This is a genomic window from Halosimplex yunnanense (assembly GCF_054504345.1).
This window is the reverse complement of record NZ_JBTJEL010000035.1, coordinates 318,591-337,229: the sequence shown is the minus strand read 5'-3', so window position 1 is coordinate 337,229 and position 18,639 is coordinate 318,591. Positions and strand designations below refer to the sequence as shown.

Annotated in this window: 18 protein-coding genes and 1 tRNA gene; 16 read left to right on the top strand and 3 right to left on the bottom strand. The window is 68.7% G+C overall.

Features of this window, described 5'->3' with window-relative positions; genetic code table 11:
* Window positions 1-115: 115 nt before the first annotated feature.
* The 3 genes from AB2U09_RS15320 to AB2U09_RS15310 all read left to right on the top strand — a co-directional run bounded on the left by AB2U09_RS15320 (window position 116) and on the right by AB2U09_RS15310 (window position 2,230).
* A complete protein-coding gene (locus tag AB2U09_RS15320; RefSeq protein ID WP_459193596.1) occupies window positions 116-955 on the top strand; it encodes a sugar phosphate isomerase/epimerase family protein in 840 nt (279 codons plus the stop codon).
* Between the two features lie 69 nt (window positions 956-1,024).
* Window positions 1,025-1,426 carry a cupin domain-containing protein gene (locus tag AB2U09_RS15315; RefSeq protein WP_459193595.1) on the top strand — a complete coding sequence of 134 codons (402 nt, stop codon included), beginning with the start codon at window positions 1,025-1,027 and terminating at the stop codon, window positions 1,424-1,426.
* A 459-nt stretch (window positions 1,427-1,885) separates the two neighbouring features.
* Window positions 1,886-2,230 (top strand): DUF7968 family protein, encoded by a 345-nt coding sequence (locus AB2U09_RS15310; protein ID WP_459193594.1) that lies wholly within the window; start codon window positions 1,886-1,888, stop codon window positions 2,228-2,230.
* Between the two features lie 9 nt (window positions 2,231-2,239).
* Here the strand turns inward: AB2U09_RS15310 and AB2U09_RS15305 are convergent, their stop codons facing one another.
* Window positions 2,240-3,115 carry an NAD-dependent epimerase/dehydratase family protein gene (locus AB2U09_RS15305; protein ID WP_459193593.1) on the bottom strand — a complete coding sequence of 292 codons (876 nt, stop codon included), beginning with the start codon at window positions 3,113-3,115 and terminating at the stop codon, window positions 2,240-2,242.
* 150 nt (window positions 3,116-3,265) lie between these two features.
* Between AB2U09_RS15305 and AB2U09_RS15300 the strand changes: the two genes are divergently transcribed.
* The 12 genes from AB2U09_RS15300 (at window position 3,266) to AB2U09_RS15245 (ending at window position 15,213) form a co-directional block, all read left to right on the top strand.
* Entirely contained in the window at window positions 3,266-5,317 is a 2,052-nt protein-coding gene (locus AB2U09_RS15300) for a DEAD/DEAH box helicase (RefSeq protein ID WP_459193592.1), read from the top strand.
* 127 nt (window positions 5,318-5,444) lie between these two features.
* The gene (locus AB2U09_RS15295; RefSeq protein ID WP_459193591.1) at window positions 5,445-6,254 is read left to right on the top strand and encodes a CehA/McbA family metallohydrolase; all 810 of its coding nucleotides are present in this window, start codon (window positions 5,445-5,447) and stop codon (window positions 6,252-6,254) included.
* A 13-nt stretch (window positions 6,255-6,267) separates the two neighbouring features.
* Complete coding sequence (locus AB2U09_RS15290; RefSeq protein ID WP_459193590.1) at window positions 6,268-8,181, top strand: SLC13 family permease; 1,914 nt, start codon at window positions 6,268-6,270, stop codon at window positions 8,179-8,181.
* Between the two features lie 75 nt (window positions 8,182-8,256).
* A tRNA-Pro gene (locus AB2U09_RS15285) sits at window positions 8,257-8,329 on the top strand.
* A gap of 237 nt (window positions 8,330-8,566) precedes the next feature.
* On the top strand, window positions 8,567-9,106 hold the full coding sequence (locus tag AB2U09_RS15280) for a hypothetical protein (RefSeq protein WP_459193589.1): 540 nt from the start codon (window positions 8,567-8,569) through the stop codon (window positions 9,104-9,106).
* Between the two features lie 124 nt (window positions 9,107-9,230).
* Window positions 9,231-11,327 carry a minichromosome maintenance protein MCM gene (locus AB2U09_RS15275; protein WP_459193588.1) on the top strand — a complete coding sequence of 699 codons (2,097 nt, stop codon included), beginning with the start codon at window positions 9,231-9,233 and terminating at the stop codon, window positions 11,325-11,327.
* Between the two features lie 7 nt (window positions 11,328-11,334).
* A complete protein-coding gene (locus tag AB2U09_RS15270; protein ID WP_459193587.1) occupies window positions 11,335-11,670 on the top strand; it encodes a DUF7854 family protein in 336 nt (111 codons plus the stop codon).
* A gap of 86 nt (window positions 11,671-11,756) precedes the next feature.
* Window positions 11,757-12,338, top strand: coding sequence for a DUF7504 family protein (locus AB2U09_RS15265; protein ID WP_459193586.1), 582 nt, complete (start codon window positions 11,757-11,759; stop codon window positions 12,336-12,338).
* A 66-nt stretch (window positions 12,339-12,404) separates the two neighbouring features.
* Window positions 12,405-12,743, top strand: coding sequence for a DUF7855 family protein (locus AB2U09_RS15260; RefSeq protein ID WP_459193585.1), 339 nt, complete (start codon window positions 12,405-12,407; stop codon window positions 12,741-12,743).
* The gene (locus AB2U09_RS15255; RefSeq protein WP_459193584.1) at window positions 12,740-13,606 is read left to right on the top strand and encodes a DUF7856 family protein; all 867 of its coding nucleotides are present in this window, start codon (window positions 12,740-12,742) and stop codon (window positions 13,604-13,606) included. Before AB2U09_RS15260 ends, AB2U09_RS15255 begins: the two co-directional genes overlap by 4 nt.
* A gap of 72 nt (window positions 13,607-13,678) precedes the next feature.
* Window positions 13,679-14,536, top strand: coding sequence for a DUF7857 domain-containing protein (locus AB2U09_RS15250; protein WP_459193583.1), 858 nt, complete (start codon window positions 13,679-13,681; stop codon window positions 14,534-14,536).
* Window positions 14,533-15,213 carry a MinD/ParA family ATP-binding protein gene (locus AB2U09_RS15245; protein WP_459193582.1) on the top strand — a complete coding sequence of 227 codons (681 nt, stop codon included), beginning with the start codon at window positions 14,533-14,535 and terminating at the stop codon, window positions 15,211-15,213. The genes AB2U09_RS15250 and AB2U09_RS15245 overlap by 4 nt, the downstream gene beginning before the upstream one ends.
* A 310-nt stretch (window positions 15,214-15,523) precedes the next feature.
* On the opposite strand, the gene AB2U09_RS15240 is transcribed toward AB2U09_RS15245, so the two are convergent.
* The gene (locus AB2U09_RS15240) at window positions 15,524-16,393 is read right to left on the bottom strand and encodes a transcription initiation factor IIB (RefSeq protein WP_459193581.1); all 870 of its coding nucleotides are present in this window, start codon (window positions 16,391-16,393) and stop codon (window positions 15,524-15,526) included.
* Between the two features lie 195 nt (window positions 16,394-16,588).
* Window positions 16,589-17,629 carry a Gfo/Idh/MocA family protein gene (locus AB2U09_RS15235; RefSeq protein ID WP_459193580.1) on the bottom strand — a complete coding sequence of 347 codons (1,041 nt, stop codon included), beginning with the start codon at window positions 17,627-17,629 and terminating at the stop codon, window positions 16,589-16,591.
* A 165-nt stretch (window positions 17,630-17,794) separates the two neighbouring features.
* Between AB2U09_RS15235 and AB2U09_RS15230 the strand changes: the two genes are divergently transcribed.
* Complete coding sequence (locus tag AB2U09_RS15230; protein WP_459193579.1) at window positions 17,795-18,313, top strand: DUF7858 family protein; 519 nt, start codon at window positions 17,795-17,797, stop codon at window positions 18,311-18,313.
* Window positions 18,314-18,639 lie beyond the last annotated feature (326 nt).

Below are 18,639 nucleotides of genomic sequence, written 5' to 3'. Positions count from 1 at the left end.
AGTGCCGGGACGACCTTAAGCCCGTGTGTGGGCGCAATTCGGAGCGGCGGGTGGCCGGAGACGAGTCAGGGGTCCCTGCGGGGAATATAAACTCCCGGCCCCCGACCCTCGATCCATGTACACGAGCTTCGGGCCGGCAAAGGTCGGCGTCGACCTGCCGTTCCCGGACACGGCCGCGCTCGCCGCCGAACACGACTTCGACGCGATCCAGACGGACCTGTCCGCTCTCGGGGAGCGCGGCCCCGACGACTACCGCGCAGTGCTCGACGACCACGACCTCCGGCCGGGCAGCGCGAATCTGCCCGTCGACGTGACCGGGGACACCGAATCCTACGAGGCCGACCTTGACGACCTCCCGGCGGTCGCCGAGGCGGCCGCAGCCGTCGGCTGCACCCGGTTCACGACTTACCTCATGTCCTTCAGCGACGAGCGGCCCTTCGACGAGAACTTCGCGTTCCACCGCGACCGGCTGGAACCCGTCGCCGAAACCCTCGCCGACCACGGGATCGACCTGGGACTGGAGTACCTCGGCCCGGTGTCCATCCGCGAGGGCCACGAGTACGAGTTCGTCTCGACCGCCGAGGGGATGCTCGACCTCTGCTCGGCCGTCGGCGAGAACGTCGGCCTCCTGCTGGATAGCTGGCACTGGCACACCGCCGGCGAGTCGGCCGACGCGCTCGAACCGCTCGACGCCGACGACATCGTGGACGTGCACGTCAACGACGCGCCGGAGGGGCTGGCGATGGGCGAGTACGTCGACACCGAGCGCGCGATGCCCGGCGAGACCGGCGTCATCGACATCGAGGGGTTCCTCGGCCACCTCGACGCGGTGGGCTACGACGGCCCGGTGATGGCCGAACCCTTCTCCGAGGACGTGGAAGCGCTAGACGACGAGGCCGCCGCCCGCGAGACGGCCCGATCGCTCGACGTCGTGTTCGACCGCGCCGACATCTGAGCGGGGACGGTTCTCTATCGATCCCGCGACGGGACTACAGTCATGGTCCCCCCGGTCGTAGCCGCTCGCATGAGCGACTCAGACGCGACCGCCGACCCCGCAACGCCGCTGATCCGGAGCGCCGAAGACGTCGAGTACGAGGAGGTCGACGCCGCCGAGGGCCTCTCGAAGGGTGTCCTGATCGGCGAGGAGCACGGCGCGCCGAACCTCGCGATCCGTCGGTTCACCCTCGCACCGGGGGCCGAGGTACCGAGACACACCAACGAGATCGAACACGAGCAGTACGTCCTCGCGGGGGAGTACGTCGTCGGCATCGACGGCGAGGAACACATCGTCCGCGGCGGCGACTCCCTGCACATCCCCGCCGGCGCCGTCCACTGGTACCGCAACGAGGCCGACATGGAGGGCGCGTTCCTCTGTGCCGTGCCGACCGGCGACGACTCGATCGAACTGGTCGACGACGAGAAATGATCGAGGTGCGAGCGTGGAACTGGAACTGAACAACACCGCAGAACAGCGTGAAAGCCCCCGCTCTCTCGGCGAACCCGGGCGATGTAAGCACCGCAGGGCGGAGCCCGAGGAGCGCAGCGAGCCCCGGGAGCCGAGAGAGCGGCCCCTTTCATTCCCACCCGCATAGATCGGCCGACCAGCCGACACGGGCGGGAATGAAAGGGGCGGCGCGTTCGACGACGGACGACGACGGTGAGCCGAACGAGGTGAGGCGAACGCCGAGAGAGCAAGCTCTCTCGGAACAAGCACTGGACCGAGCGAAGCGCACAGCGAGGCGCCCGAGTCGAACGCGCCGGGGCTTTCACGCTCTTTCCGATCGATCTGTACGCGGGTCGCCGCTGCAATCTCTCGGCCCGTTCAGTAGTCGCTCTACCACACGTCCCCGGAAGTCCCATACTGCTCGGCCTCGAACTGGGAGGCATGAGCAGTCAGGAACAGGCCGACGAGACGGACGCGCTGGCCACCCGGATCGAGCTCTCCTTTCCGGCGGACATCGGGACCCACGGGCGCAAGCGGATCCGCTCGGACTACTACATGACCTACCTCAAGAAGGTCCACGACAGCGCCGAGGTTGGCGACGAGTGGGACGAGTTCACCGACGTGGGCTGCTGCGGCAGCCAGATGGACGTACCGCTGGTCGTCGAGGCCGTCGACGGGGGGTCGCGGATCGGCCCCGACACCGAGATCGAGTACACCGAGCGGGAAGCCTGCGGCATCAACCAGGGCTGGTCGGTCCAGCACGACGAACCCGAAGCGTTCGACTGACGAGAGTTCTCAGACGTCCGGAACCGGCACGTCGGCGTCCGCAGCGTCGCGCCACGACCGGGTCGGCTTCCAGTCGAGCAGTCGCTCGGCCTTCGCCGTCGAGTAGGCGCTGGCGTCGCCCTCGACCGTGCAGTCGTCGGGGACGGCGCCGTAGTACTCCTCCATCAACTCGGCCAGCGGGCTGCCCATCGCGTTGTCGGGGCCGACGCAGTTGAACGCCTCGTGACCGTCGAAGTCGGCGACGAGCGCCGCGGCGACCATGTCCGCCACGTCGCGGGCGTCCACGTAGGACCAGTAGTTGCCGGCACCGGCGCTCAGGTCCTCGACGTAGCCCTCCGCTCGACAGGGGTACTCGCCGGGCGTCTGGATCCACGAGGGCCGGATCGACGCCACGGAGACGCCGTCGCGGCGGGCGATCGTCTTCCCGATCTCCTCGGTGACGACCTTCGAGAGCCCGTAGTCGTCCTCCGGCCGGAGTGCGTGGGACTCGGTGATCGGCAGTTCGTCCGGGACCGGCGTCTGCTCGGCGAAGAAGAAGCCGTAGGCGCCGTCCGAGGAGGCCTGAACGACCCGAGCGCCGATCCGGCCGACGGCGCTCAGGACGCTGTGGGCCGCCAGCGTGTTGTTGCGGTAGACGTCGACGCCGGGGTGGGTGTCGGCGACGGGGATGGCCGCCCAGTGGACGACCGCGTCGGGGTCGAGCGCGGTCAGCGTGTCGAAGACGCTCCCCGTGTCGGTCAGGTCGACGGCGCGATACGCCACGTCGGGGTGGCCCGCCGCGCCGGGGTGGTCCCGGTCGAGGCAGGTGACGGCGTGGTCGGCCGCGAGACGGTCGAGGACCCAGCGGCCCGACTCCCCGCGGCCGCCCGTGACGACGATGTCCATGGTCGAATTGAGGATGCCGGCGACCAAAGTGTGGCGGGTCGCCGCAGGGCTCGCCGAGGGGATCGCCGAACCACCGCCGGGAGCGTCGCGTGGTATCGCCCCGCACGACGGTCCGAATCGCTGATATACCTCGATGGCGGAGGGAGGAGTGTGTCTCAGCAGGTCGGCGAGGTCGGAACGCTGTTCCTCCACGAGTACGGCGACGACGTGCGGGTCGCCGTCGTCAAGGACGGACAGCGGCGCCTCCACGCGATACTGGAACTCAAGGAGACCGACGCCGGGCCGCGACCGGCCCGGCTCCGCGTGAAACAGGGGTCCAGCGAAGAACCGCGCCCGCCCGACCTGTTTCTCGAACTCGCCCGCTCGGCCTCGCGGATCCGCATCTCCGAGCAGACCTCCACCGGGACCCGCCAGCGGATCCTCGACCTCCTCGACGCCTACCAGCTGGACGCGAAGGCGGTCCGGACCTGCCGGTTCTGCGCCAGCGAGGGACAGTACTCCCCCATCACGTCGGAGACGGCCATCGAGGCCGACGGCGAGTACATCTGTCCGGACTGCGCGAAGGCCGAACTCGATCGCGAACTCGCCTACAAGGGCGAACTCACCAGCGGCGCGCGCGAACGGCTCTACGACCTCCTGCTCGACGTGCAGGACCTCGAACGCGTCTCCAATCTCCTGAAGGGCGAACTCGACCCCGACCTGACGAAGTTCGACGAGATCTCGGCGACCGTCGACGAGGTCGACCCCGTCCCCGTCGACTCGTTGAACCTCCACCCCGGGATGCAACAGCATCTCGAATCCCGGTTCGACACGCTGCTGCCCGTCCAGAGCCTCGCCGTCGAGAACGGCGCGACCGACGGACAGGACCAGCTGGTCGTGTCCGCGACGGCGACCGGGAAGACGCTCGTCGGCGAGATGGCCGGCATCGACCGCGTGCTCAACGGGAGGGGGAAGATGCTCTTCCTCGTCCCGCTCGTCGCGCTGGCCAACCAGAAACACGAGTCCTTCGAGGAGCGCTACGGCGACATGGTCGACGTGTCGCTGCGCGTCGGCGCCAGTCGCATCAACGACGGCGGCGGCCGCTTCGACCCCGGCGCCGACGTCATCGTCGGGACCTACGAGGGCATCGACCACGCGCTGCGGACCGGGAAGGACCTCGGTAACATCGGGACGGTCGTCATCGACGAGGTCCACACCCTCGGCGAGGACGAGCGCGGCCACCGCCTCGACGGCCTCATCTCCCGGCTGAAGCACTACTGCGGGGAGCTGTCGGACAACCACAGCACAGACGGCACCCAGTGGATCTACCTGTCGGCGACCGTCGGCAACCCGGAGGAGTTGGCCCGCAAGCTCCGCGCCCAGCTCATCGAGTTCGAGGAGCGACCGGTCCCCATCGAGCGCCACGTCACCTTCGCGGACGGCCGCGAGAAGGCTCGGATCGAGAACAAGCTCGTCCGCCGGGCGTTCGACACGAAATCGTCGAAGGGCTACCGCGGCCAGACCATCATCTTCACCAACTCCCGGCGGCGCTGCCACGAGATCTCGCGAAAACTCGAGTACGACTCCGCGCCGTACCACGCGGGGCTGGACCACGGCCGCCGGAAGAAAGTCGAGCGGATGTTCGCCGACCAGGATCTCGCCGCGGTCGTCACGACGGCGGCGCTGGCGGCGGGGGTCGACTTCCCGGCCTCGCAGGTGATCTTCGACTCGCTGGCGATGGGCATCGAGTGGCTCACCGTTCAGGAGTTCCACCAGATGCTCGGCCGCGCCGGCCGGCCGGACTACCACGACAAGGGGACCGTCTACGTCCTCGTCGAGCCCGACGGTCACTACCACAACAGCCAGGAGATGAGCGAGGACGAGGTGGCGTTCAAGCTCCTCAAGGGCGAAATGGACCCCGTGATCACCCGCTACGACGAGGGCGCGGCCGTCGAGGAGACGCTCGCCAACGTCACCGTCGGCGGCAAGCACGCAAAGCGGCTCAACGACCGGATGATCGGCGAGGTGCCCACGAAGCACGCCCTCGGCAAGTTGCTGGAGTACGAGTTCATCGACGGGCTCGAGCCGACGCCGCTCGGCCGGGCGGTCACCTCCCACTTCCTCTCGCCCGACGACGCGTTCCTCCTGCTCGACGGCATCCGGAAGGGCCACGACCCATACGAGATCGTCGCGACGATGGAACTCCGCGACGACGAGCGGTAATCGGTCGTGGTCACGGCGGACACGACTCCGGGGAGTACAAACTGTCGTCGACGGCATCGGCCAGACCGATTCTCACCGCAAAGAACTCACCGCGTCAGTTATGCCGGTCGGCGACATGCACGAACCAATGACCGCCGCGAGCGGGTCGGACCCGGCCCGAACGATCACCCTGGACGCGCACGTCCACACCGACGCTTCTCACGACTGTTCTGCCGCTCCCGACGCCGTCGTCGACGCCGCCGTCGCCGCCGGCCTCGACGCGATCGCTGTCACCGACCACGACGCCGTCGACGGCGCCCGGCGAGCCGTCACCGCCGCCGAGGGGACGGACCTCCTCGTCGTCCCCGGCGTCGAGGTATCGACCGCCGACGGCCACCTCCTCGCGCTCGGCGTGTCGAAGGCGCCCGATCCGGGACTTCCGTTCGCGACGACCGTCGAACTGGTCCGAGACGTCGGCGGCGTAGCCATCGTTCCCCACCCCTTCCAGATCAGCCGCCACGGCGTCCGACGAGAGACGCTGGCCGGCTGCGATCTGGACGCCGTCGAGACGCTGAACGCGGTTGCCGTCACCGGTGCGCAGAACCGCCACGCCCGCCGGTTCGCGGCGAGAACGGGACACGCCGCCGTCGGCGGGAGCGATGCGCACACGCCCGACCTGATCGGGCGAGCGTTCACCAGCGTCGAACTCCCGGCGGGCGTCGACTGGACGACGATGACAGTTTCGGACGTGCTCGACGGGATCCACGCCGGCGACGCGACGGCGCAGGGGACCGTCACGACGCCCGTCGAGTTCGTCCGGACCTACGCCTGGCACGCCCGCAACACGGCGGCGACGGCGCTCGGACCGGCCGGTTCGGCCGCCGTAACCGGACGGAAGGTCATCGAGCCGTCCGCCGTCGGTCGGCTCCCCCGGCGTTTCTCGATCCGGCCGAGATAGGCCGACCGCGGCGATGGTGACTTTTTTCCCACCGCCGCGAGTTCCGTCGGACGTGCCATTCGGGATCTCCGCGGGTGCGGCGTTCGTCTTCCTCGTCATCCTCGCCGCGCTGGTCCTGTTCGCCACCGAGCCGGTGCCCGTCGACATCACGGCCATCGGCATCCTCATCGCCCTGCTCGTCGCCGAACCGCTGTCGGCGCTGGCCGCCGACTGGGGCCTGCTCGCCGAGCCGCTGGTCGTCCTGAGCGACCCCGAGGCGGGCCTGTCAGCCACCGACAACGGCCTCTCCGGGTTCGCCAGTTCGGCGACGCTGACGGTCCTCGCGATGTTCATCCTCTCGGAGGGCGTCCAGCGGACCGGCGTCATCCAGATCCTCGGTTCGAAGATCGCCGGGTTCACCCGCGAGAGCGAGGGCCGCCAGCTCGGGGCGATCATCGGCCTCGTCAGCCCGATCTCGGGATTCATCAACAACACCGCCGCCGTGGCTATCCTCCTGCCGATGGTCACCGATCTCGCCCACGAAGGCAAGACCTCGCCGTCGAAACTGCTCATCCCGCTGTCGTACGCCTCGATGTTCGGCGGCATGCTGACGCTCATCGGGACGTCGACGAACATCCTCGCCTCGGAGCTCTCGGGCCGGCTCATCGGCCGCACGTTCACGATGTTCGAGTTCACGCAGCTGGGGATCGTCGTCTCGATCGTCGGGACCGTCTACCTGCTGACAGTCGGTCGCCTGCTCACGCCCGCGCGGATTCCCTTCGCCGAGGACCTCACCGCGGAGTTCGAGATGGGCGAATACCTCACTGAGGTCGTCGTCCGCGAGGACTCGCCGCTGGTCGGCGAGACCGTCAGGGACGCCCTCCGCGAGACCGACTTCGACATCGACCTCGTCCAGCTGATCCGCGGCGATCGCGCGTTCACCGAACCGCTGGACCCGAAGACGATCCAGGCCGGCGACGTGTTCGCCGTGCGGACCGACCGCGACACGCTCGTCGAACTCTCCGATTCCGAGGGGCTGGACCTCCTTCCCGAGGTCGAGGTCGACGAGGACGAACTGGAAGTGCCCAACGAACGCGACAACCTCGTCGAAGTCGTGATCGCGCCGGGCTCGAACCTCGTCGGCGAGACCCTGGCGACGACGAACTTCCGCCAGCGCTACGACGCGACCGTCCTCGCGCTCCGGCGCGGTCAAGAGCTGTTCCGCCAGCGCATGGACGACGTGCAGTTGCGCGTCGGCGACACCCTCCTCATTCAGGGGCCGCCCGAGAGCATCGAGCGCCTCAACGTCAACCGCGACTTCATCGTCGCCCAGGAGATCGACCGCCCGGACTACCGCAGCTCGAAGATCCCCGTCGCCATCGGCGTCGTCGCCGGCGTCGTCGGGATCGCCGCCGTCGGCGTGCTCCCCATCGTCGTCGCCGCGCTCACCGGCGCGCTCCTGATGGTCCTCACCGGCTGTCTGAAGCCCACCGAGATCTACGACGCCGTCCAGTGGGACGTAGTCTTCCTGCTCGCCGGCGTCATCCCGCTTGGCATCGCTCTGGAGAACACCGGGGGCGCCGACCTCGTGGCCGACCTCGTCGTCGGCTCGGCCGCCGTCCTCCCGCCGCTGGGCGTGGTCGCCGTGCTCTATCTCGTCACCGCCCTGCTTACGAACATCATCAGCAACAACGCCAGCGTCGTGCTCATGATCCCCGTCGCCGTCGAGGCCGCCCAGCAGCTCGGCGCCAACGCGTTCTCCTTTATCCTCGCGGTCACCTTCGCCGCCTCGACGGCCTTCATGACCCCCGTCGGCTACCAGACGAACCTCTTCGTCTACGGCCCCGGTGGCTACCGCTTCACCGACTACCTCCGCGTCGGTGGCCCGCTCCAGCTGCTGTTCGCCGGCGTCACGACCCTCGGGATCGCCTTCTTCTGGGGCGTGTGAGACGATCGGCGGCCCTCGCCAGCGGCCGTCGCGCAACGAAACGCTTTCATCGGTCCCACCGCAACGTCTTCTCGCGGGACCGTGGGGTAGCTTGGTATCCTTTCGGCCTTGGGTGCCGATAACCTCGGTTCAAATCCGAGCGGTCCCATCTTCTCGCCGTCGCTCTACTCGACCAGCACCGGTAGCGACCGGTATAAACGGCCACAGTACTGAGGACGGACGGTCAAGCCGGTTCGCGTCCCAGATTCAGGTGGCCGATGGGCACTCGGCCACGGGGCGGACAGCGAGGGCGACCGTACCCCTTCGATATCTCTCCTTTCGGAACGTCGGCGTTCCTAACTGGTTTGGCAGGAGGGATTTTACGCGAGCGGCCGTAGGCACCGGTATGAGTTCGGTCCCCGGCGAGAGCCCGGTCGCGGAGGCGGAAGTGACCGGTGAGATCGTCGTGGCAGTCGCCGACGGCGTCGAGAAGTTCTCCGCCGAGTGCCGGGAGGCGGCCGAGAACGCGCTCCGGGATCGCGACATGGCATCTCCCAACGTGTGTGAGTGGTATTCGCTCGGCGCGTGCGTCGAGGCCATCGAGGCGATCCGCGACGTCGCGGGCGACCAGGCGGTCCACGCGCTCGGCCAGCGGATCGCCCGGGCGGTCGAGTACCCCGACGACCTCGAGTCAGTGCCGGCCGCGCTCGCGGCGCTGGACGAGGTGTATCGCGACCGTCACCGCGGCGACGCCGGGGGGTACTCCTTCCGACAGATCGGCGACGAAGACGGCCGAATCGAGTGTGATACGCCCTATCCCTGTCCGTTCGATCGCGGTATCATCGAGGGCGTCGCCGTCGCCCACGCCGACGGGTTCGTCTGCGTCTGTGAGGTCGGTGCCTGCAGCGACGACGCCGACCGCTGTACGTACGACGTGAGCTGGTGACCGCCGAACGGCGTGTATCCGATATCCCCGATAGCCCGGCCGATCGCCACGTCGTCGGGCGTTTCACTTTCGCCCCGGTTTGCGAACCTTCTTATCCGAGGGAGGGCTAAACTGGGTTCACCCAATGGCGCGCGCGGAGAACACCGAACTGATCGACGCCTTCGAGGACCTCTATCGGGACTACTACCGCGACGAGATCGGCGATCTCGCCCAGAAGTACCCGACCGAGCAGAAATCTCTCTACCTCGACTGGCAGGACATCTACCGCTTCGATCCCGACCTCGCCGACGACGTGCGCAACCACCCCGAGGAACTCCGGGAGTACGCCGAGGAAGCGCTGCGCCTCTACGATCTGCCCGTCGACGTGAAACTCGGGCAGGCCCACGTCCGCATCCACAACCTCCCCGACTCGACGGACATCCGGGAGCTCCGCGCCGACCACCGCGGTCAGCTCATCTCCGTCCAGGGCATCGTCCGGAAGGCCACCGACGTCAAGCCGAAAATCACGCAGGCCGCCTTCGAATGCCAGCGTTGCGGCACGCTCACCCGCATTCCCCAGCAGACCGGCGATTTCCAGGAGCCCCACGAGTGCCAGGGCTGCGAGCGGCAAGGGCCGTTCCGCATCAACTTCGACCAGTCGGAGTTCATCGACGCCCAGAAGATCCGGGTTCAGGAGTCCCCCGAGGGGCTACGCGGCGGCGAGACGCCCCAGAACATCGACGTCAACATCGAGGACGACATCACCGGCGAAGTGACCGCGGGCGACCACGTCCGCGTCTCCGGCGTCCTCAAACTCGACCAGCAGGGCAGCGACCAGGACCAGTCGCCCATGTTCGACACCTACATGGACGGCTTCTCGGTCGAGATCGAGGACGAGCAGTTCGAGGAGATGGACATCACCGAGGAGGACAAAAACGAGATCATCGACCTCTCCGAGGAAGAGGGCATCTACGACCAGATGGTCGGCGCCATCGCGCCCTCCATCTACGGCTACGAGCGCGAGAAGCTCTCGATGATCCTCCAGCTGTTCTCGGGGGTCACCAAGCACCTTCCTGACGAATCCCGGATACGTGGAGACCTCCATATGTTGCTGATAGGAGACCCTGGGACTGGCAAATCGCAGATGTTGTCATATATCCAGAACATCGCGCCGCGCTCGGTATATACCTCGGGGAAGGGCTCCTCGTCGGCCGGTCTCACCGCCGCAGCCGTCCGCGACGACTTCGGCGACGGCCAGCAGTGGACGCTCGAAGCGGGCGCGCTGGTTCTCGCCGATCAGGGCATCGCAGCGGTCGACGAACTGGACAAGATGGCCGCCGACGACCGCTCGGCGATGCACCAGGCGCTCGAACAGCAGGAGATCAGCGTCTCGAAGGCCGGCATCAACGCGACGCTCAAATCGCGGTGTTCGCTGCTCGGCGCGGCCAATCCCAAGTACGGCCGGTTCGACCAGTACGAGCCGATCAGCGAGCAGATCGACCTCGAACCGGCGCTCATCTCGCGGTTCGACCTGATCTTCACGGTCACCGACCAGCCCAACGAGGAGGAAGACCGCAACCTCGCCGACCACATCCTGCGGACGAACTACGCGGGCGAGTTGCACACCCACCGCGTGGAGTCGAACACGTCGAACTTCAGCGACGAGGAGGTCGAGAACGTCACCGACGACGTCGCGCCGACCATCGAGCCCGAGCTGCTGCGCAAGTACATCGCCTACGCGAAGCGCAACTGCTACCCGACGATGACCGACGCGGCCCGCGAGGAGATCGAGGACTTCTACGTCGACCTGCGGACCCAGGGCGCCGACGAGGACGCGGCGGTGCCGGTCACGGCGCGGAAGCTGGAGGCGACGGTGCGGCTGGCCGAGGCCTCGGCGCGGGTCCGGCTGTCGGACAAGGTGACCGAGGAGGACGCGGCGCGGGTCATCGACATCGTCCGCTCGTGCATGGAGGACGTGGGCGTCGACCCGGAGACGGGCGAGTTCGACGCCGACATGATCGAGGCCGGGACGACCAAGAGCCAGCGCGACCGGATCAAGAACCTCAAGACGCTCATCGAGGACTTGGAGGACGAGTACGACGAGGGGGCACCGGTCGACGTCGTCATCGACCGCGCCGAGGAGGTCGGAATGGACGAGACGAAAGCCGAACACGAGATCGAGAAGCTCAAGCAGAAAGGCGAGGTGTACGAGCCCCAGACCGACCACCTGCGCACGACCTGATCGGACGATGGACCGGATCTCCGCCCTGCGAAACGTCGAGGACGCGCTCGGTGACTTCGAAGACGGCGAGATCGATCTGGCGGAGCTAGAGCGGGAAGTCCGCGGCACGCTCCGGACCTACGCGACGGAGTTCGACGGAGAACTCGCCGCGTACCGGGCCTGCAGCACGGAGTCGGACGGGGATGCAGCCACCGGCGCCGGCAAAGAGAGTCAGTGCGGGAGCGGCAAGCGGGTCGACGGCACGGTCGTCCTCGCGGGGTCGCCCCAGGGCGCTCGCGAGCGAGTTCGCGAACTGGTCGACAGTCCCGGAGAGTTCACCGTCGAACGGTACGAGCGGCCGTAGCGGCCGGCCGGAGGATCGACCGCACCGACCGAGCGGAAGGACTTTGGTCGCGCCGCGGCTATACTGAGTGAACTTTCCAATCAGTGATGACCGACCTGAGCACCGAGTTGGCCGACGCTCGGAACGTGCTGCTGTGTGCGCCGTCGATGACCGGCGGGGAAGACGAGGCCTGTACCGACCTGTTGGTCCCCTCCGATCCCGGCGCGGCGAACGTCCTGTGGGTGACCTTCCGCGGGGACGCGAACGATTGTCTCGACCGGTGGGCCGGCGCGACCGACGAGCAGCCGGGTGACGCGACGGTCATCGTCGTCGGCGAGTCGTCCGGCTCGAAACCCGAGGGCGTCACCGTCGAGCACGTCTCCTCGCCGAGCGACCTGACCGGGCTGGGGATCGCCATCGGCGAGTTGCTCTCGAAGTGGGAGCAGCCGCCGGTCGTCTGCGTCGACTCGCTGACGGCGATGCTCCAGTACGTCGAGACGGAGACGGCCTACGAGTTCCTCCACGCGATCACCGGCCAGCTCTACGCCGCCGACGCGCGGGCGCACTTCCACATCGACCCGAGCGCGCACGACCGGACGACCGTCGACGGCATCGCCTCGCTGTTCGACGCCGTCGTCGAACTCGGTGCCGACGAACCCGAAATCCGCAAGCGCCACCTCCTGCAGTGAGCCACTGACGCCAGTCGTTACTTCCGAGCGACACTTTTATCTCGGCCGGGAGCGCACTCGCCGGGCGTGCTACTGGTGGTGGCCTATTCACGGGGGGCGCGGGGGACGCTCCGGAACGTCTGTCGGACACACGAGGAGATCGTGGTCCGGCGGTTCGGGCGCGTCGCGCTGCTCGCCGAGACGGAGTTCGCGGCGTTCCAGGCGCTGCGGCTCCGCGAGAAACACGGGGGAGACGTACAGATCGAACAGACGCGACCGTTCAACGAGTTCGAGGCGCTCGACGGGTCCATACGGGAAGCGGCGGCGGCCTACGAACAGCGTGAGGAACCCGCGCTCCCATACGCGACCTTCGCCGACGGGACCGATCACCCGTCGCCGGAGCGGATGCGCGACGCCGAGCTATGAGCGCCGGGGGGAGACCGGTCGTCGGGTTCGGCGACGGAGAGCGTCGCACGGCGGATCTGCGCGACCGTGACATCGATCCCGAGCGACTCGTGACCGTGATCCGCGGCGAGGGTACGGTCGACGAAGAGTCATCGGACGAGGAGACACTTCGGGTAGAGTGCCCGTCGCCGCGGCGTGTCCACGACCACGTCGGGTGCCTGCAGCCGTCGATGACACTCCGGGTCCGAACGGCGCTGGCGGCTGCGGCCCGGTCGCGGGGCGGCGAGGCGCCGCAGGACGACGAACTCGCGAGCGTTCGCGAGCAGTTATCGGAGCTGACGGTCCCGTCGTCGCCCGACGTACAGAGCCCGCGCGAACGCCTCGCAGGAACCGACGCCGCAGTCGACCGGATCCGCGAGCGGGTCGCCGCGCTTCGGGGGCGGGTTCAGGCCGGCCGTGAAGCCGGACGGGACGTGAGCGATCTGGAGGCCGAACTGGCCGAGGCGACCCGCGAACTCTCGGAGTACGAGACCGAGCGGGCTGCCGCACGGGAAGCGCTGGAGCGGGCCGAGCGGCAGGCCCGCGAGAGTCGCGACGCCCGGGAGCGACGCCGCCGCCTCGAAGACCGGCGGGCCAACCTCGAACGGAGCGCCCGCGCCCACCTCGTCGGGCGGATCCGCGAGGAGTACGAGGCGGCCGTCGCGGAAGTGCCGGAGGCGCCCACCGACGGGAGCGACGACCCGTTCGAGGTCGACGACGTGACCGCCGCGCTGGCGGTCGGTCGCGTGGCCGCGCTGCGCGCACCGGTCGTGCTCGCCTGTGATCGCTTCGAGTCGGTCGGGGCCGCGGCCGAGTGGTTCGACGCGCCGATCGTCCGAGTCTGAACGGCGGTCGCGACGGTCGACTGGCGTCCCCCGTCCGCGAATTTAAGTCGGAACGGGCGACCACCGCCGCACATGGTCACGCTGGACTGGAGTCTCGAACGGAGCGAGGGGGTGACGCTGGTCGGACTCGTCGTCGCGGCCGAGCGGCCGTGTCGGGTGCGGGTCGAGAACCGCCTCGACGGCCCCGTCTGGCCGCCGCGGCACCGCGGTCAGCCCGCCGCCGGGTGGGACGACGGCGTTTTCACGGGTGAAGTACCCGCAGACGGTCGATTGACGGTCGGCTACGCGAGTCCCGCCCCGCCCGAAGAGCCGCCCGCGGAAGTGGTCTCGACCGAACCCGTCGCGGAGGCCGATGGAGCGGACGCCGGCGAGAGATCCCGAGCGAGTCCCGTGCCCGCGGTGGACCAGACGCCCGCCGGCGTCGTCCGTGCGCTCGGTGACCCGGTCGTCCCGCGTGACGGCGTCCCGGTTCCCGCCCCGGATGACGGGCGATATGGACCGACAAATGAGACGACAGCGGGGGATCCGGACAGCCACGCTTCAGGTGGAACGGCCGAGGCCCGCGACGAAACCCCCGAACAGACTCGAGCGGGCGCGAGAACGGACTCCCGCGGACAGCCGCTCGGGGACGCCGGCAGAACGGAGCGTCCTGCCGGCGCCGAAGCGTTGCTCGTCCCGAGCGACATCCGGACGTGGCTCCGGGACGTGGAAGCGCGTCTCGACGCAGCCGAGCGGGAACGAACAGTAAATTCGGGCCGTCAAGGGGCCGATCGACCGCTCGCTGCGGCGCAAACGACCGATCGGCGAGCGCTCCAGCAGGTGCGCCAGCGGGTGGACGAGTTGCTGGTTCGGTGCGATGAGGACGGTTCCGTCCAGCGTAACGGGAAGCGGCGAGCGACAGACGCGAGCGGCGATGCGGTCGAGCGATGATTCTGGCGGTCGTTGGGGGGAAAGGCGGCGTCGGCAAGTCGACGGTCGCATACAACCTCGGGGCGCACCTCGACGGCGTCGTCGTCGACGCCGACCTCGCGATGGCGGACCTGCCAGCGGACCGCGGCCCGGACCTGCACGACGTGCTGGCCGGCCGGGCGGACCCGACCGAAGCCGTCCGGGAAGGTGGTCCAGTCGCGCTGCTGCCCTGCGGCCGGTCGCTGGCGGGCGCGCGGGCCTGTGATCCCACGGCACTGGTCGAGACCGTCGAGCGCGTCAGAGACGAGTACGGCCGCGTCGTCGTGGACTGCCCGGCGGGGATGTGCGGCGACGTGGGACTCGGGCTGCTCACGGCCGACGCGTGCGTCCTCGTGACCGAACCGGACCCGTCGGCGCTGGGCGACGCCGTCCGGGCGAGAGCGCTCGCCCGCGAACTCGACGCCGGGCTGGCTGCCATCGCCCTGAACCGGGCGAGCGAGGCGTCTCCGACTGATCTCGTGGCCCGCGAACTCGGCGGGCCGGTGACCGCAGTTCCCGAATCCGACGCCGTCGCCGAGGCGCAAGCCGCCGGTATTCCAGTCGGCGAGCACGCACCCGACGCCGCCGCGACCGCGGCGTTCGCCGAACTGGCGGAGACGGTCAAGCGGGCCTGCCAGTACGCAGGTCCAGTGGCGTAGCCGTGGGTGATGCGGGGCCGGCGAAGCCGACAGCGGCCGGAATGTGGACTCGATCGCCCGCGTCGACGGTGTTGCCACTGCCCGCCTCATCCCCATTTGTAGTTATATCCATCTCGACACTCCGTTGACAGACACCCGGTAAAGAACGATCGATGGTGTGTCCCACCTTCCCACCCCGTCGGGGTGGCCAAGCCCCGTGTAATCGGAGAGCCCGAACACGAACGGAGAGTCTCCCGGCCGGCCGATAATTGTTTTCAGAACTACATTTCACACAGGGAGCTGATAGGTCGAGACGGACGAGAAGTCGGGCTCAGTCCCCGCTTTCGGTCAGTGCCTGATAGGTGGCCCTGAGCGTGACCGGCGTCACGTCGGCGGCGTCGGCGGCCTCCTGCTGAGTGAGCGGATAGGAGCGCTCGTCGGCAGCGGTGTAGAGACAGCCGGCGGCCACGCCGGCGGGGTTGCGGCCGGTGACGTGGCCGCTCCCGCGGACTTGCTCGGCGAGTTCGCGGGCGCGGCCCTCGACGTCCTGCGGCAGGTCGAGGTCGCTGGCGAACCGGGCGAGGTACTCCGCGGGGTCGATGGGGCCCGTGGGGAGGCCGAGTTCGCGGTTGAGCGCGTCGTACGCGGCTGAGAGTTCCGCCTTCGACGCGCGGGCCTCGCCGACGACTTCGTCGACGGTCCGGGAGACGTCCGCGGTGCGGCAGGTCGCGTAGACGGTCGCGGCGGCGAACCCTTCGAGCGAGCGCCCGCGCAGGAGGTCCTCGTCCTGCGCGGACTCGAAGAGGACGCACGAGCGGTCGCGGATGTGGTCCGAGAGCCCAAGCGCGCCGACGAGCCGGCGGATCTCGGTGAAACCGTACACCTGGTTGCGTTCGGCCTTCGAGCCGATCTTGGTACGGTTGTGCTGGCGGCGGAGCCGCGCCATCCGCCGGCGCTTGCGCCCCTTGAGACGGGTCGATCTGCCGATTTCGGTCGAGAGGCCGCGGTCGTGACGGGAGCGGGTCAGCGGTGCACCGGTACGTTCGCGATTGGTGTCGTCGTCTTCGAACGAGCGCCACTCGGGGCCGTGGTCGATGTTGTCCTCGGCGACCACGAGGCCGCAGTTCGCACAGACCGTTTCGCTGTCGTCGCTCCGCAGTTGCCCTTCACATTCCGGGCACGCAGTGACTGTCGTGCTCATATGCGACGCTTCGACCGGAGAGGGGTTAATAAGCCGTGCGGTCGCGCCGGTTCTCCGGGGCTATCGCGGCCGATCCACCGACCGGTTACCGGTAGGTGGTACGGCGAGTCGGCGGCGCGACGGCCATCTCGCGAGTGCGACGCGGAGCGAGACGAACGGTTCAGCCTCGGACGGCTGCTACCTCGGTTCGCAGGCTCACTCGTCTGCGCGAACCTCGTCCAGCCGGACGCGCTCACCGGTCTCGGACGACCGATAGGCCGCGAGGATGATGTCGACGGCGGTGCGGGCCTCTCGACCGGGGACCTCGGGTTCGCGGCCCTCGCGGACCGCCGTCACGAAGTCCTGGACGACGCCGTCGTGGCCGACGCCGGCGTCGTGGGGGTCGCCCTCGAACTCGCGGTCCTCCGTCTCGGCGTGCCAGCGGGACTCCTCGCCGGTGCCGACGCTGAAGTCGGTGATCTCGGTTTCCTCGAGCACGACGGTTCCCTCGGTGCCGTTGATCTCGGTGCGGTCGCTGCCGCCCTTGGTGGCCGTGGTGACCGCGACGGTGCCGATGGCGCCGTTCTCGAAGCGCAGGACGAGCGCACCGGTGTCCTCACACTCCAGGTCGCGGTCGAGCGCGTCCATCTCGGCCTGGACGGACTCGACGCCGCCCATGATCCACTGAAGCGCGTCGAGGGAGTGGATCCCCTGGTTCATGAACGCGCCGCCGTCCATCTCGCGGGTGCCGCGCCACTCGGCGTCGTCGTAGTAGAACTGCGGTCGGAACCACTTGACGTGTGTGTCGGCCAACACGGGTCGGCCGATCTCGCCGTCGTCGGCGGCTCGCTTCGCCCGGCGGAGGTCCGGGTCGAAGCGCCGCTGGAAGACCCCGGCGAGCGTGACGCCCGCGTCGTCGCAGGCCTCGATCATCCGATCGAGGCGGTCGGCGGTCACGTCCAGCGGCTTCTCGCAGAGGACGTGTGCCCCCGCCTCGGCGACGGACGTCGTCACGTCGGCGTGGGTCCCGCTTGGCGTGCAGACGCTAACGGCGTCGATATCGCCGTCTGCGACCATCGTCGCTGGATCCTCGTACGTCTCGGCCACGTCGTGTTCGTCGGCGAACGCCTCGGCGGCCTCGGCGTCGAGGTCGGCGCAGGCGACCAGTGTCGCTCCGTCAGCGTCGCGGACCGCCTCGGCGTGTGCGTTGCCGATCCCCGCGCAACCGACGACTCCGTATCGGAGGGTGTCAGCCATGGTCACGTTCCCCACGGCCAGCGGCAAGTATCTGCCGTCACCGGATCGATCGGCCGAAGAAGTGGCTCGACCGTCCGACGGGGGCGTCGACCGACCAGCAGATCGACTGCCCCGTTGGTGTAGAACCACCAACAGTTAAACCGGAGAGGAATGAAATCGCGTGCAATGGGGCTGGCGGACATCGCAGCGGGGATCGAGGTGGTCGACGAGCAGCACGACTCGGGAGTGGCGACGGTCGACCGGACGGCAGACCCGCTCGCCGAGCGACTGGAGCCGTTCGCCGACGCGCTGCCGTGTGATCCGGCGGAGGCTGCGACGCTCGTCGATGCCTACGCCGAGGGCAAGAGCGTCGGCGCGAGCGCCCGCGTCGCCGGCATCGCGCCCACCGACGGCGCGAAGGCGCTGCACCTGTTCGGCGAGTCGGTCTCCCCGGTCGGCCCGATGGGCCGGGATATCGTCCGCGACTGGCTCGCCGGGGAACTACCCCGGACCGAGGCCGTCGAACTCGCGGGCGTCTCCGACCAGGCGTTCGCGCTGGCCGCCTACGTCGAGACCCACGATCCGATCGAGGGCGCGATGGAAGCCGTCGAAGGCGCGCTCTCGCTCGACGGCGACGGCGCGGTGGCGAAACGCGAGGAACTCGGTGAGACGATGGACGACGTCGGTGATCTGGGCGGGTTCTGATCAGGTATTTCGCGCTCACTAGTTGTCGGATCGGCTGCTGCCGTCGGATGGACTAAGCGTTGACAGCCCTCGGCGCACTCACTAGCAGTCGTAGTATCCGCTACCGCGAGGAACAGTGAGTGTTGAAAGCCCTCGGTGCGCTCGCTAAGAGTGTTTGGGACAGCAACCGCAGGATACGCAGAGAGTTGAAAGCCCTCGGCGCGCTCGCGGTCGCTGCGCGGGATATCCGCGCTCTCCGCACCGCCCGCGCGGATAGTGCCCGCGCAGACGACTGAACTGCACGCGAGCCCGCCTCGCCCTTTCAGTCCACCAGGGAACAGCATCGC

Excerpts from the sequence above, each read along its gene's own strand:
- AB2U09_RS15255 (WP_459193584.1), top strand. The coding sequence starts at position 12,740 with ATGAGCGCCGGGGGGAGACCGGTCGTCGGGTTCGGCGACGGAGAGCGT.
- AB2U09_RS15270 (WP_459193587.1), top strand. The coding sequence starts at position 11,335 with ATGGACCGGATCTCCGCCCTGCGAAACGTCGAGGACGCGCTCGGTGAC.
- AB2U09_RS15315 (WP_459193595.1), top strand. The coding sequence starts at position 1,025 with ATGAGCGACTCAGACGCGACCGCCGACCCCGCAACGCCGCTGATCCGG.
- AB2U09_RS15265 (WP_459193586.1), top strand. The coding sequence starts at position 11,757 with ATGACCGACCTGAGCACCGAGTTGGCCGACGCTCGGAACGTGCTGCTG.
- AB2U09_RS15310 (WP_459193594.1), top strand. The coding sequence starts at position 1,886 with ATGAGCAGTCAGGAACAGGCCGACGAGACGGACGCGCTGGCCACCCGG.
- AB2U09_RS15230 (WP_459193579.1), top strand. The coding sequence starts at position 17,795 with ATGGGGCTGGCGGACATCGCAGCGGGGATCGAGGTGGTCGACGAGCAG.
- AB2U09_RS15240 (WP_459193581.1), bottom strand. The coding sequence starts at position 16,393 with ATGAGCACGACAGTCACTGCGTGCCCGGAATGTGAAGGGCAACTGCGG.
- AB2U09_RS15320 (WP_459193596.1), top strand. The coding sequence starts at position 116 with ATGTACACGAGCTTCGGGCCGGCAAAGGTCGGCGTCGACCTGCCGTTC.
- AB2U09_RS15250 (WP_459193583.1), top strand. The coding sequence starts at position 13,679 with ATGGTCACGCTGGACTGGAGTCTCGAACGGAGCGAGGGGGTGACGCTG.
- AB2U09_RS15295 (WP_459193591.1), top strand. The coding sequence starts at position 5,445 with ATGACCGCCGCGAGCGGGTCGGACCCGGCCCGAACGATCACCCTGGAC.
- AB2U09_RS15275 (WP_459193588.1), top strand. The coding sequence starts at position 9,231 with ATGGCGCGCGCGGAGAACACCGAACTGATCGACGCCTTCGAGGACCTC.
- AB2U09_RS15305 (WP_459193593.1), bottom strand. The coding sequence starts at position 3,115 with ATGGACATCGTCGTCACGGGCGGCCGCGGGGAGTCGGGCCGCTGGGTC.
- AB2U09_RS15290 (WP_459193590.1), top strand. The coding sequence starts at position 6,268 with ATGGTGACTTTTTTCCCACCGCCGCGAGTTCCGTCGGACGTGCCATTC.
- AB2U09_RS15235 (WP_459193580.1), bottom strand. The coding sequence starts at position 17,629 with ATGGCTGACACCCTCCGATACGGAGTCGTCGGTTGCGCGGGGATCGGC.
- AB2U09_RS15280 (WP_459193589.1), top strand. The coding sequence starts at position 8,567 with ATGAGTTCGGTCCCCGGCGAGAGCCCGGTCGCGGAGGCGGAAGTGACC.
- AB2U09_RS15245 (WP_459193582.1), top strand. The coding sequence starts at position 14,533 with ATGATTCTGGCGGTCGTTGGGGGGAAAGGCGGCGTCGGCAAGTCGACG.